The organism is Rhodococcus sp. AB351 (genome assembly GCF_049538275.1).
Lineage (GTDB): Bacteria > Actinomycetota > Actinomycetes > Mycobacteriales > Mycobacteriaceae > Rhodococcus.
In genome coordinates this window covers 198,576-211,987 of record NZ_JBMVFW010000003.1, presented here as the reverse complement: position 1 = coordinate 211,987, position 13,412 = coordinate 198,576, and the positions used below count along the sequence as shown (strand labels likewise).

Genomic DNA, 13,412 nt, shown 5'->3' with positions numbered 1-13,412 from the left:
ACGGCACCCACCCTGCCGGGCCGGTGACGGCACCCACCCTGCCGGGCCGGCGACGGCACCGGCCCCGAAAGAGGACCACAACGTGACAGCAGGCGAAGCGGACGCAGCGGGGAACCACGACTCGCACGCCGGGTCGGACTTCGTGGTCGTCGCCAATCGCCTGCCGGTCGACCTCGAACGGCTTCCCGACGGCACCACCCGCTGGAAGCGCAGTCCGGGCGGCCTCGTCACCGCGCTCGAGCCGATCCTGCGTTCGAACAACGGCGCCTGGGTCGGCTGGGCCGGTGTGGCCGACGCCGAGTCCGGCGTCATCGTCGAGGACGGTCTGACCCTGCACTCGGTGCGGTTGAGCACCGAGGACATCGCCGACTACTACGAGGGGTTCTCCAACGCCACGCTGTGGCCGCTCTACCACGACGTGATCGTGCGCCCGGAGTACCGGCGCGAATGGTGGAACTCCTACGTCGAGATCAACCGCCGCTTCGCGGAGGAGACCGCGAAGGCCGCCGCGGAGGGCGCGACCGTCTGGATCCAGGACTACCAGCTCCAGCTGGTGCCGAAGATGCTGCGGATGCTCCGCCCCGATCTGACGATCGGCTTCTTCCTGCACATCCCGTTCCCGCCGATCGAGCTGTTCATGCAACTGCCGTGGCGCACCGAGATCGTCGAGGGTCTCCTCGGCGCCGATCTCATCGGCTTCCACCTCCCCGGTGGTGCCCAGAACTTCCTGTATCTCGCCCGCCGCCTGGCAGGGGCCCAGACCTCCCGCGGCAACATCGGTATCCGGTCGAAGCTCGGCGTGGTCCAGGTCGGCTTCCGCTCGGTGCGTGTCGGTGCCTTCCCCATCTCCATCGAATCGGGCCGGCTCGACCAGCAGTCACGCAGCAAGGCGATCCGCGATCGTGCCAAGGCGTTGCGCAAGGAACTCGGCAACCCGAAGAAGATCCTGCTCGGCGTCGACCGGCTCGACTACACCAAGGGCATCGACGTGCGGCTCGACGCGGTGCACGAACTCCTCGCCGAGGGTCGCATGGACCCGAAGGACACCGTGATGGTGCAGCTCGCGACCCCGAGCCGGGAACGCGTCGATTCCTACGTCCACATGCGCGGCGAGATCGAGCGGACGGTCAGCCGCATCAACGGCGAGTACGCCGAGGTGGGGCGTCCGGTGGTGCACTACATCCACCGGCCGGTCCCCCGCGACGAGCTCATCGCGTTCTTCGTCGCGGCCGACGTCATGCTCGTGACCCCCTTGCGCGACGGTATGAATCTCGTCGCCAAGGAGTACATCGCGTGCCGCAGCGATCTCGGCGGCGCGTTGGTGCTCAGCGAGTTCACCGGTGCCGCAGCCGAACTGCGGCAGTCGTTCCAGTGCAACCCGCACGACCTCGAGGACGTCAAGGACAAGATCCAGGCCGCGATCGAGGTGCCGCGCGAGGACGGCCGCAAGAGGATGCGTGCGCTGCGCCGTCAGGTGCTCACGCACGATGTGGACCGCTGGGCCCGTTCGTTCCTCGACACTCTCGCCAACACCAATGCCGCCGGGCGCGCGCTGATCGCGCCGGGTGAGGCCGGCGAACCCGACCCCACCTGACGGCCCCCTCCTAGATCGGCGTCAGCCGGCTGACGAGCCAACGCCCGTCCTGCTTTTCGAGTTCGACGCGCACCCGGCTGCCGCTGCTCACCGCTTCGGGGTTCTCCGAACTCGTCGTGATCTGGTTGAGGAACAGCAGGGTCACGGCGCTGTCGGCGTCGGCGGAGACCACCGACGACGCCTGCACGCTCACCTGCACGCTGATCGCCTTCTCCTTGGCGCCCGGCGCGATGATGTTCTTCATCAGATTCGTGTACTCGTCGCGGAAGTCGCCGGTGAGGCCTTCCGCAGCGGCCTCGGTCTGCGCGTCCACCTGATCGTGGGTGTAGGCGAGCATCGCGACCGCCTGTTCCTCCGCAGCGACCCGCGCGTCGGTCCGCGCCGTCTCGGCGGCGGACTGCTGGACGGTGCCGTAGGCGAGCCACCCCACCAGGACCGCGAAAACCAGTGCCACGATCGACAATCCGATCGCGATGTGCGGCAGGTACGAGGCCTTCGGATCCGAAGTCGCGTCCGGGACCGAGGCGGCGGCGGCCGAGGTCTCGGCGGCGGCGGTGGATCCGCCCGTCTCCTCGGTCTTGTCGGACACAGTGCCGGACACGGCTTCGTCGGTCTTGTCGAGCGTCACGCGATCGTCCTTCTCGTCGGTCACGGCACGAACTCCACCTTCGACGCCAACAATCTGCCGTTCTCGTCGCAGATCGTCACCCGCAGACGGAAGTCGCGCGCTTCGGGTTCGGTCTGGTCGGCGTTGCTCACCATCGCGCGGGAGGCGACGAGCGACGACGCGCACGTGCCGTCCTCGTTCTGGATCCCCGCCTCGAGGACCTCACCGGTGGTGTCGACACCGGCCTGCTGCACGACCTCCACGAAAGGTCCTTCGCGGCCCTCGAACTCGGCCTTGAAATCACCCGTCGCGCCTTCGAGCAGACGCGCGACGTCGGCGTCGGCGGTGTCGGCGTTGATGGTGGTCAGGTTGAGCACCGTCTGCCGCGCGGCCTGCAGGTACGCCTCCCGACGCTCGTCGCGTTCGTTCGCGGACTGCCGGTCGACGATGAGCCAGGCCCCGACCGCCACGAGTGCGATCACCAGCACGGACGCGATGATCGCGACCGGCTTGGCCCATCTCGGCTTCGTCTTCATGTCGATCTCGTCTGCCATCAGCCCTGCTGCGCCTTCATGTAACTCTCCAAGCTCCGATCTCCACCGAGATCGGCGTGCGTGTACACGGTGCCGTCGGGACCAATGTACGTCCCGGTCTGCGGATCGATCCGTCGCGCCGCGACCCCGGCGGGAGCCGTGTCGTCTCCCCCGCCGTAGGAGGCGGGTGTGGGTGCGACATTCTCCGAGGCCACCGGCGTGGGCGGCCCGGTCCACGGATTGTCCGAGTAGGTGGGGCTGTACCCGGTGCGGCACATGTCGGGCGTCGGTGCGCGACGGCCCGGGTACTCCATGCACGGCAGGTTCCGGGCACCGCGGATCGCATTCGGATAGTCCTGCGGCAGTTGGCAGAAGACGTCGCCCGGGGTGTCGACCATGGACGTGTCGGCCGGGCTGCGCCACTGTTCCGGCGGCACGAAACCGGCCAGGCACGGCGGCGGATCGTGCAGCTGCAGATGGAAGTCCACCACGGCACCGTCCTCCGGTGGGCCGTCGCCGGCCGCGGTGATCAGGGCCGTCGTCATCGGCGGGTACAGCACCAGGATCTGCTCGATGCCGGCGTTGTAGATGACGCCCACCTCGCCGACGCTCACCAGATTCGCGAGCAGCAGCGGCAGCGTCGGTTTCAGGTCCTGCAGCAACGATTCGGCTTCGGCAGCGGCTCCCGGCCCGACGTCGAGCAGGGCCCGCAGGTCGGGATCGCTCTCGCGCAGACGATCGGTGAAGGTCACCATGTCGCGTGTCCACGACCGGATGGCGTCGCTCGTGACCACCTGCGTGTCGAGCAGCGGACCGATCTGATCGATCAACTGCCGTGTCTCGGCGCTGTTCGCCGAGGCCTCCTGCACGAACAGGCGCGTCGAGTCGATCAGTTCCTGCAGTTCGGGTCCGGAGCCGTTGAACGCGTCGAACGCCTCGTCGACCACCGTCTGCAGTCGCGTGTCGCCGATCGAGGCGAGCAGCACGTCGGCCTGGTCGAGCAGGGCACCGACCTCCTGAGGCACCGTCGTGCGGTCGACCGGGATCACGTCGCCGTCGGCCAGACGTTCGCCGCCCGAGCCGTCGGCCCGGGGCACGAGATCGACGTACTGTTCGCCGACCGCCGACACGCTGCGCACGGCCGCGTCGACGTCGGCGGGGATCTTCGCGTCGCTGTCGATGGACAACTTCGCCTCGACGCCCACCGGCGACAGCGAGACGCTCCGGACGGTGCCGACGGTGTTGCCGCGGTAGGTGACGTTCGAATGCGGGTACAGGCCGCCGGTCGACTGGAGTTCGACGACCACCTCGTACCGCCCGACCCCGAACAGGGCGGGCAGCCGCACGTACATCAGCGACATCACGACGAGTCCGACGACCGTGAGGATCGCGAAGATCGTGAGCTGGATGCGGACGAACCGCGTGAGCATCATGGTGCGGGCACCCCCAGGGGAAGGCCGGGAATGGTGATCTCACCGATGCCGGGGATCGTCAGTTTCCCTTCGGGACCGGGCGGTGGCGGCGGTGGCGGTTCGAGCGGTGCACGGAACGGATCGGTCGCCTGCGCAGCGAGTCCCGCGTCGCGGCCGAGGATCCCCTCCGGACCCGCGAGACGTCCCGCGAGCGGCGTCCCGGACAGGAAGTTCAGGTCGAGACGTTCGAGACTGAGGTCGATCGTCATCGCGAGGTTGGCGTAGTCGCCGCGGATGATGTTGTTGATGCCCGCCTGCGGGAAGGGATAGGTGAGCAGCACACCGAGCACCTCGGTCAGGGCACTGCCCGAATCGGCCAGCGCCTTCAACGTCGGTGCGAGCCCCTCGAGGTTCGCCTTCAGGTCGTCGTTCGAGGTCTCCACGACCCGGCTGGCCACGGTGCTCAGCTCGCCGAGCGAACTCATCGCGGCCGTGAGGTTCGATCGCTGGTCGGCCAGCACCTCGATCGCGGGCGGCAGTTCCTCGAGAGCCCGGACGAGTGTCGCGTTCTGGTCGTTCACGGTCGCCGCCAGACGGTCCATGCCCTCCAGCGCGGCGATGATGTCACCGCGCTGCGTATCGAGAGTGGAGACCAGTTCGTCCAGGCGCGGGAGCAGGTTCCGGATCGAGTCCTCCCGGCCGACGAGCGCCGCGTTCAGCTCGGTGGTGATGTCGTTGATCTGCGCGAGTCCACCACCGTTGAGCACCACCGACAACGACGAGAGCGTCTGTTCGGTGGTCGGATACGCACCGGCGCGTTCGAGTGGGATGACGTCGCCGTCCTCGAGGCGGCCCTCCGGGGGTTCGCCGACGGGCGGGATCAGTTCGAGGTGCTGCGATCCGAGCAGGCTCGTCTGACCGATCCGCGCGAGCGAGTTGGCCGGAACGATCACGCCTTCGTCGAGCGAGACCGTCACGAGCGCGTGCCAGCCGTCGAGTTCGATCCCCGAGATCGACCCGACGGTGACGTCGTCGACTCGCACGGGCGAGTTCTGGGTCAGGGTCGTCACGTTGGGCATCTCGATCTGCACCCGGTAGGCGCCTTCTCCGCGGCCGGCGGTGCCGGGCATGGGAATCGAGTTGAGTCCACCCCACTCGCACGCGGTGAGTGTCGTGCCCACCGCGACGGCGGTGACCGCGACACCGAGGCGGCGGAACATCGATCGGCCGGTCATCGTCCTCCTCCCGGCTGCAGCAGGGAACCGAGATCCTGCGGGACCTGCAGCGACGGCAGGCCGCCGAGGATCCCGTCGAGCGGCGACGCCGCTTCCGACAGCGACGGACCGGGTGCGGTGCCGCGTCCTTCCGACGCCCCTTCGAGCCAGGGTTCGGTGTAGACGATGTCACCGTCGAAGGCCTGCACACCGGCCAGCGGGTTGACCAGCAGCGGAAGGTAGTTGGCGTTGATGGACGACAGCACCGGTCCGAGCTGCTGGCGGCACAGTTCCTCGCTGCGCTCGGAGGTCGCGTTGGCGGCGGCCGCGACCGACCCGCACATCCACTCGACGGGGTTGGCGAGGTTGTTGATCGCGAGTGCGCCCGTGAGCGAACCCTGCGCCGGCTTGTAGATGTTGTAGAAGTTCGCGAGGGAGGTCGGGCCCGAGTGCAGTACCCGCTCGATCTCGGGTCGCTTGCGGGCGAGCACCTCGGTCGCGTCGGCCAGTCGCTGCACCGATTCGGTGAGACCGGCCCGGTTGTCCTGCACGAACCGCTGCACGTCGCCGACGGCGATGTTCAACTCGGACAACGAGACCCCGAGCTGGTCGGAGCTCTGCGCGAGCACGTCCGAGACCGACGCGAGTCGACCGCCGAACTGCACGATCTGCTCGTTGCTCGACGAGAGGACCGATACGAAGGTCTGCAGGTTGCGGATCGTCGAGAACAGGTCGGTGCGCCCCTCGGAGAGCGTGCGCATGGTGTCCGACAACTCGCGCAGGGCCGCACGCACGGTCTGCCCGTTGCCCTCGAGATTGTCGGCGGCGGTGTCGATGAACCGGCCGAGGGATCCCTGCGGATCGAGTTCCTCGGGTCCGAGCGCTTCGGACAGCCGCATCAGTTCGGTCTTGATCTGGTCCCATTCGACCGGAGAGGCCGTGCGCTGCATCGGGATCGTCGTGCCGTCCTCGATCGTCGGACCACCCGAGTAGACCGGGGTGAGCTGGACGAAACGCGCCGAGACGAGGCTCTGCGCGATGACGACGGCCTTTGCGTCGGACGGGATCTCGACGCCGCTGTCGACCTGCATCGTCACGCGCACGAGGTCGTCGCGGGGTTCGATGTCGCTGATGCGTCCCACCGACACTCCGAGCACCCGCACGTCGTCGCCCTCGTACAGGCCGCTGGTGGAAGCGAATTCGGCGTGGATGGTGCGCTTGCCGAGGTCCGGCAGGACGAACACGGCGAGGGCGCCGAGCACGACGACGGCACCGATGATCGCCGCCATCAGCCAGGGTGGGCGCCGCCGGGTCGTTGCGGCGGTATCGGTACTCATTCGCCGTCCCTCTTGATCGTCGGGGGTTCGTCCGGGATCACGTCCTGCAGATCCTCGGGGAGGAGATCGGGTGCGACCTGGCTGTCCACCACGGCCTTCCACCACGGTGCCGGCAGGATGTTGGACACATAGGCGTTGAAGAACGGTCCGCTGGCGACGGATTCGCCGAGTGCGCTGATGTACGGGCCCAGACCGTCGAGTGCGCCGGCGATGTTCTCCTTGTTCGCCTGCAGGTTGGCCGTCACGAGGTTGAGCTTCTCGAGCGTCGGTGCCATCTGCGCCTGGTTGTCCTGCACGAGGCCGGTGAGCTGACGCGAGACGGACGAGATGTTCGCGATCAGTTCGGTGATGGCGTCGCGGCGCAGACTCAGTTCGCCGAACAGCGCATTCGCGTCGACGATGAGCGCGTTGACCTGGTCGCTGCGCTCGGCGAGGATGCTCGTCACGCCCTCGGCGCGTTCGAGCAACTGGTCCAGCGATTCGTCGCGGGCGTTGATCGACTGCGACAGGCGGGTCATGCCCTCCAATGCGCCCTGGATCTCGGGCGGGGTGTTCTCGAGCGACTGCGACAACGCGTCGAGCGACTCGTTGATCCGGTCGGTGTCGAGTTCGGAGACCGAGGTCGTGAGGTCGCCGAGAGCGTCGGTCAGCGAGTACGGCGAGTTGGTGCGTTCGAGCGCGATCACCGAGCCCGGGCGCATCACGCCGTCGCCACCGGGGCGCAGCGCCAGGGACTTCCGACCGAGAACGGTGTTGGTCTTGATGTCGGCACCGGTGGTGTCGCCGAGCCCGATACCGTCGCGGATACGGAAGGTGACCAGCACGGCCTGATCGTCGAGCCGCACGTCGGTGACGTCGCCGACGTTCACGCCGGCGAGCATGACGTCGTCGCCGGGGACGAGGCCACCGGCGTCCTGGAAACGGGCCGAGTAGCTCAGGCCACCGGAGAGGAAGTGCAGCTGGTCGTACTGCAGACCGGCGAGCACGATCGCGGCGGACACGGCCAGGCCGATGATGCCCGTCCGGATGTAGTTGGGGTCACGAGGTGCACTCATTCGACCTTCGCACACCTTCCCGTGTCGTGGTTCGCCGTGGTGTACCGGATGGTGGTGCCGTCCGGTCCGGAGAACTTGAAAGTATTGGCACAGAGAAAGAATTGGAAGAAGTTTCCGTATGCACCCACGCGGATGAGTTTCTTGTAATCGGAGGGCAGGCGTTCGAGCGTGCGGTTGATGTCGTCCTTGCCGAGGTCGAGCTGGGTCATGGTGCGGTTCGTCTCGGCGATGACCGTCTGCAGGTCGGGCCGGTTGTTCTGCAGCAGTGCGGCGAGATCCGCAGTGCCGGTAGCGATCTGCGGGATCGACGCGCCGATGGGATCACGGTCGGCGGACAGCCCGCCCACCAGGGTGTGCAGTTGTTCGATGGTGTTCTCGAACTCGCGATCGTGATCGTCGATCGTGCCGAGGACGGCGTTGAGGTTGTCGATGACGTCGCCGATCAGCTGGTCGCGGTCGGCGAGGGAGTTGGTGAACGAGTTGGTGTTCCCCAGCAGCGACACGAGCGTGTCGCCCTGACCCTGGAAGACCTGCAAGAGTGCTCCGGAGAGGTCGTTGACCTGCTGCGCGTCGAGGCCCTGCAGCAGCGGCTTGAACCCGCCGAGGAGCAGGTCGAGGTCGAGGGCCGGTTCGGTCTGCTCGATCGGGATGCTGCCACCGGCGGGCAGGACGTCGACGCTGCCGGCGCCTTCGAGCAGTTCGAGATACCGGTCGCCGACGAGGTTCTCGTACCGCACGGTGGCGCGGGTACTGGTGAACAGCGTGTGCTTCGCGTCCACGTCGAACTCGATCTCGGCGGTGTTGTCGGGGCCGATGTCGACCTTCTTCACGGAGCCGACCTGCACCCCGGCGATGCGGACCTTGTCGCCGGTACCGAGACCGGAGACGTCCGTGAAGGTGGCCCGGTAGTTCTCGGTGCCGGTGAACCGCGCCTGGCTGAACACGACGGCGAGCCCGGCGAAGATCAATGCCATCGTGATGGCGAAGATCAGGAACTTGACGGTGGTCGCTCTCATCGTCACCGCCCGCCTGCGAGATGGTCGCCGAACAGGTACTGGAAGATCGTCGGGTAGCGGATCCAGGCCTCCGTTGCGGGCTTGTAGGGCGTTTCACCGGTGTTCGTCACGACGAACGGCGCGTGACCGTCGCGGCGCGGGTCGAAGTTCGGCAGGCCCCAGCAGTTCGGTCCGCCGCTCGCGCCGACCACGGGCAGATCCTGGGCGTCGTTGTACGGCGTGGCACCACCCATGAAGCTCGTGCTCAGGGTCAGGGCCGCGTACTCGCCGGTGCCGGCCATCGGCTCGAACGCCACCCGGGCGTCGTTGAGGCCGACGATGAAGCAGGTCAGTTCGGGCGAGTACTCACCGAGCAGACCGGTGGTGTGGCTCAGACTGTCGAGTGCGGTGGTCAACTGTGCTTCGTTCTCCCCCAGGACGTCCCGTCCGGTGTTCGCGAGACCGGTGAGGTTCATGAGCAGCAGGTCGAGCTGCTGTTGTTCGTCGACGACGGTGTTTCCGACGTCGGTGGCGTTGCCGATCGTGGTCATGAGGTCGGGTGCCGTGTCGGCGTAGACGTCGGTGACCTGCGCGGCCGAGACGAGATCGGCCTGCAGTTGCGGCAGCGACGGATTCATCTCGGCGAGATACGCATCGGCCTCGGACAGGGCGGCGCCGAGGGCGTCGCCGCGTCCGTTGAGCGCCTCCGACAACGCTCCGAGGGTGGCGTTGAGCTTCTCGGGCTGGATCTGGGCGAGCACGTCGGACAGGTGCTCGAAGACGGTGTTGAACTCGACGGTGACGTTGTCGGCCGCGATCACGGCGCCTTCCTGCATCGGCACGGAGGACGGATCGTCGGGGACGACGATGTCGACGAACTTGGCACCGAAGACGGTGGTGGATTCGATCGCCACCCGCGCGTTCGACGGAATGAGTTGCATCTGCCCGGGTTGCATGTCGAGATGCAGGACCGCGCCGGCGGGTGTGTGCTCGATCGACGCCACGCGGCCCACCTCGACGCCGCGCATCTTCACCTTGGCGTCGGGCTCCATCACCAGACCGGAGCGGGGTGAGGTGACGGTGAGCGGGACCGTCGAGGTGAACCCACCGGCGAACATCGTCAGTGCCACCGCGACGATCGCGGCGAGGCCGCCCACGAGACCGAAGGCGGCGAGCTTCTTCTTCCACGAAGGAGTGTCCATGTCGCGCGCCCTATCCCGACAGGTTGAAGTTGCCGGTCGCGCCGTAGACGGCGAGCGAGATGAGCAGGGTGACGGTGACGACCGCGACGAGCGAGGCCCGCACCGCGTTGCCGACCGCGACACCCACACCGACGGGGCCGCCACCTGCGGTGAAGCCGTAGTAGGTGTGGATGAGCATCACGGCGATCGCCATCACGATGGCCTGGACGAACGACCACAGGATGTCGGTGGGTATCAGGAAGGTCGTGAAGTAGTGGTCGTACACGCCGGCCGACTGGCCGTAGAGCACCACCGTCGCGAAACGACTGGCGACGAACGAGGCGATCACGGCGAGCGAGTACAGCGGGACGATCGCGATCATCCCGGCGAGCACGCGCGTGGACACCAGATACGGAATGGACGGGATCGCCATGGTCTCGAGCGCGTCGATCTCCTCGGAGACACGCATGGCGCCGAGCTGGGCGGTGGAGCCGGCGCCGATGGTGGCCGCCAGTCCGATACCGGCGATCGTCGGGGCCGCGATACGCACGTTGATGAAGGCCGCGAAGAAACCGGTGAGCGCTTCGACGCCGATGTTGCCGAGGGAGCTGAAGCCCTGCACGGCGATGATGCCGCCGGTGAAGAGCGTCAGGAACCCGACGATCACGACGGTGCCACCGATGACGGCGAGTGCGCCGGTGCCCATGCTGATTTCGGCGACCAGACGGACCGTCTCCTTGGGGTAGTGCATCAGCGCCCGGGGGACCGTCGCGAGGGCGCGCCCGAAGAACAGCGCCTGCTCCCCCACTCGGTCCACCGTGGACGACGCACGTGACATGCGCCGAACCGCACGGGGGAAGCGCCAGGACATCACTGCCATGAAATCTCCGCTCCCCTCATCCCGCGGTCAGCTTGATGCCGACGGCCGTGACGAGGAGGTTGACCACGAACAGCGCCATGAACGCGAACACGACCGTCTGGTTGACGGCGTCGCCGACACTTTTCGCTCCACCTTTGACATTGAGACCGAGATAGGACGCGACCAGCCCCGCGATCATGCCGAACAGCCCCGCCTTGACCTGGGAGATCATCAGTTCTCCGAAGCCGGTGAGCAGGGTGATGCCGTTGATGAACGCGCCGGGGTTGACGTCCTGGAGGAAGACCGAGAAGGCGAACCCGCCGAGGATGCCGATCGTGCACACGAGACCGTTGAGCAGCAGGGCGACGACGGTGGACGCGAGCACCCGGGGCACGACGAGACGCTGGATCGGATCGATGCCGAGCACACGCATCGCGTCGATCTCCTCGCGGATGGTGCGCGCCGCGAGATCGGCGCAGATCGCGGTGGCACCGGCGCCGGCGACGATGAGCACGGTGACCATGGGACCGACCTGCGTCACCGCGCCGAGGGCCGCGCCCGCTCCACTGAGGTCGGCCGCGCCGATCTCCCGGAGCAGGATGTTGAGGGTGAAGCTCACCAGGACCGTGAACGGCACCGCGACGAGCACGGTGGGCACGAGTGAGACGCGGGCGACGAACCATGCCTGGTCGATGAACTCGCGCCGTTGGAAGGGGCGACGGAAGGCCGCCCGGGCGGTCTCGCCGGTCATGGCGAACAGTCCGCCGACGGCCCGTAAGGGGACCTCGAGGAGGTCTACCATCGTGTGCCCCCTTCGATCCTCACGTCGTCGGCGCGCGGCCGATCGATGGCGTGTGCTGTGACCCGGGTCATAGTAACTAGAACGTGTTCACCTGTCAAAGATCCGCCGAGGGGCATCTCGATCCATTTCCGTCCGAACAGACACACGGGCGTCGACCGACGCGCATCGACACGCTCATAAGTGGGTTTACACTGGGGTTTCGCTGAGATTTCCGACGCAGGAACCGAGCTCGACCACGTCGCCACAGGAGGTCGTCACACTCGCGAGCGGGTCGTGACGACGAAACAAAACTAGAACACGTACCAGGCAGAAATACGAGGCCTGGCGAGAGCCGGAGAAACAGCCCGAGTGGGCGTTACGCTACCGGAATCCCCGGTGTCCGTCACCCGTGGTTGCAGGATCCGGCCCGGGGGCGAAGACACGGACCCCTGCTGTCCCCGAGCGGGAACAGCAGGGGGCCGGAACTAGAGATCGAGTGCCGCCGAGGCCGAGAACGTCCGGCCCGGGTCACGATCGGCGAAGTAACCGCCGAGCTCGTCGGCGAGCGCGGCGGGGGTCCACTGCCCGGCGGCATCGAAACGCTGTTCGACGACCGGTGCGGCCATCAGGGCCACCATGGGTCCGTAGACGATGAAGACCTGCCCGTTGACGCGATCGGCCGCCGGGGAGGCGAGATAGGCGACCAGATTCGCGACGTGGTCGGGCGAGAGCGGATCGATGCCGTCGTCCGGCGCGTCGCCGAAGACCGCTTCGGTCATCGACGTGCGCGCGCGGGGGCAGATCACGTTCGCCCGGACCCCGTACCGCTCGAGACCACGAGCGGCCGAGAGGGTGAGTGCGGTGATGCCGGCCTTGGCGGCGCCGTAGTTGGGCTGCCCGGGCGGACCGAGCAGACCGGCCTCCGAGGACGTGTTGACCAGGCGCCCGTAGACCGGTCCACCCTCCTGCTTCGACCGGTCGCGCCAGTAGGCCGCGGCATTGCGGGAGAGTAGGAAGTGACCGCGCAGGTGCACGGCGACCACCGAGTCCCATTCGTCATCGGACATGTTGGGCAGCATCCGATCCCGCGTGATGCCCGCATTGTTGACGACGATGTCGAGACCGCCGAACTTGCCCTGCGCCGCGGCGAGCATCGCATCGGCCGTCTCACGCTCGGCGACGCTGCCGGGCACGAACTCCGCCTCGGCACCGAGATCGCGGATCCGCGCGAGGGTGTCCTCCACCGCGTCGTTCTCCACGAGATCGTTGACCACCACCGATGCTCCGGCCCGCGCGAGCGCGAGCGCCTCGGCACGTCCGAGACCCGCTCCGGCTCCCGTGACGACGGCGACCCGTCCTTCGAGAGACACCCGATCGTCGTTCTCCACGCCACCGTTGGCGTCCGCACTCATCCACGTACTCCTCAAGATTCGGGCCGATTGCCGGCCGTACGCCGGTACTCTCCCCACCAGGACCCGGGGGCACCGAAAATGTAGAACTTGTTATTTTTCCTGACAAGGGCCGGGGCCGGTCACCGTCCGGCGCTCACGCCTCGGCGAGCGCCGCACGCGGGCACTGGGCGACGGCCTCGCGGACGGCGTCCTCGCTACCCTCGGGTACGGGATGCGTGACGATCAGCTCGTCGTCGTCGTTGAGATCGAAGACGTCGGGCGCCAGCCCGACACACACGCCGTTCGCTTCACAGCGGTCGAAGTCGACCTTGACATCCATTCCGGGACCTCGCTTCACATTCGCGCCGACCGATCGGGTCCAGACTAGAACGCGTTCCAATTCTGTGCAATGATTCGCGATGATCCCACAGAGACGATTCGCGGGGACACGCA

Annotated in this window: 13 protein-coding genes; 1 reads left to right on the top strand and 12 read right to left on the bottom strand. The window is 67.4% G+C overall.

Features of this window, described 5'->3' with window-relative positions:
• Positions 1–82: 82 nt before the first annotated feature.
• On the top strand, positions 83–1,594 hold the full coding sequence (locus tag ACPCXD_RS09585) for an alpha,alpha-trehalose-phosphate synthase (UDP-forming) (RefSeq protein ID WP_016692416.1): 1,512 nt from the start codon (positions 83–85) through the stop codon (positions 1,592–1,594).
• A 10-nt stretch (positions 1,595–1,604) separates the two neighbouring features.
• Here ACPCXD_RS09585 and ACPCXD_RS09580 read toward each other — a convergent pair whose 3' ends face one another.
• The 12 genes from ACPCXD_RS09580 to ACPCXD_RS09525 all read right to left on the bottom strand — a co-directional run bounded on the left by ACPCXD_RS09580 (position 1,605) and on the right by ACPCXD_RS09525 (position 13,299).
• Positions 1,605–2,246 (bottom strand): Rv1363c family protein, encoded by a 642-nt coding sequence (locus ACPCXD_RS09580; RefSeq protein WP_039585845.1) that lies wholly within the window; start codon positions 2,244–2,246, stop codon positions 1,605–1,607.
• Entirely contained in the window at positions 2,243–2,755 is a 513-nt protein-coding gene (locus tag ACPCXD_RS09575) for an Rv1363c family protein (protein ID WP_064851526.1), read from the bottom strand. The genes ACPCXD_RS09580 and ACPCXD_RS09575 overlap by 4 nt, the downstream gene beginning before the upstream one ends.
• The gene (locus ACPCXD_RS09570) at positions 2,755–4,167 is read right to left on the bottom strand and encodes an MCE family protein (RefSeq protein WP_059382464.1); all 1,413 of its coding nucleotides are present in this window, start codon (positions 4,165–4,167) and stop codon (positions 2,755–2,757) included. Before ACPCXD_RS09570 ends, ACPCXD_RS09575 begins: the two co-directional genes overlap by 1 nt.
• Entirely contained in the window at positions 4,164–5,381 is a 1,218-nt protein-coding gene (locus ACPCXD_RS09565) for an MCE family protein (protein WP_016692412.1), read from the bottom strand. The genes ACPCXD_RS09570 and ACPCXD_RS09565 overlap by 4 nt, the downstream gene beginning before the upstream one ends.
• A complete protein-coding gene (locus ACPCXD_RS09560; RefSeq protein WP_229566999.1) occupies positions 5,378–6,697 on the bottom strand; it encodes an MCE family protein in 1,320 nt (439 codons plus the stop codon). Before ACPCXD_RS09560 ends, ACPCXD_RS09565 begins: the two co-directional genes overlap by 4 nt.
• A complete protein-coding gene (locus tag ACPCXD_RS09555; RefSeq protein WP_033096864.1) occupies positions 6,694–7,752 on the bottom strand; it encodes an MCE family protein in 1,059 nt (352 codons plus the stop codon). The genes ACPCXD_RS09560 and ACPCXD_RS09555 overlap by 4 nt, the downstream gene beginning before the upstream one ends.
• Positions 7,749–8,768: an MCE family protein gene (locus ACPCXD_RS09550; RefSeq protein WP_033096865.1), complete on the bottom strand. Its 1,020-nt coding sequence runs from the start codon at positions 8,766–8,768 to the stop codon at positions 7,749–7,751. Before ACPCXD_RS09550 ends, ACPCXD_RS09555 begins: the two co-directional genes overlap by 4 nt.
• Positions 8,769–8,770: 2 nt before the next feature.
• A complete protein-coding gene (locus ACPCXD_RS09545) occupies positions 8,771–9,949 on the bottom strand; it encodes an MCE family protein (protein WP_016692408.1) in 1,179 nt (392 codons plus the stop codon).
• 10 nt (positions 9,950–9,959) lie between these two features.
• Positions 9,960–10,808, bottom strand: a complete 849-nt coding sequence (locus tag ACPCXD_RS09540) for an MlaE family ABC transporter permease (protein ID WP_026061170.1) — start codon at positions 10,806–10,808, stop codon at positions 9,960–9,962.
• Positions 10,809–10,824: 16 nt separating this feature from the next.
• Complete coding sequence (locus ACPCXD_RS09535; RefSeq protein ID WP_006551898.1) at positions 10,825–11,589, bottom strand: MlaE family ABC transporter permease; 765 nt, start codon at positions 11,587–11,589, stop codon at positions 10,825–10,827.
• Between the two features lie 464 nt (positions 11,590–12,053).
• Positions 12,054–12,980, bottom strand: a complete 927-nt coding sequence (locus ACPCXD_RS09530) for a 3-oxoacyl-ACP reductase (RefSeq protein ID WP_016692406.1) — start codon at positions 12,978–12,980, stop codon at positions 12,054–12,056.
• Between the two features lie 133 nt (positions 12,981–13,113).
• A complete protein-coding gene (locus tag ACPCXD_RS09525) occupies positions 13,114–13,299 on the bottom strand; it encodes a ferredoxin (protein WP_016692405.1) in 186 nt (61 codons plus the stop codon).
• Positions 13,300–13,412 lie beyond the last annotated feature (113 nt).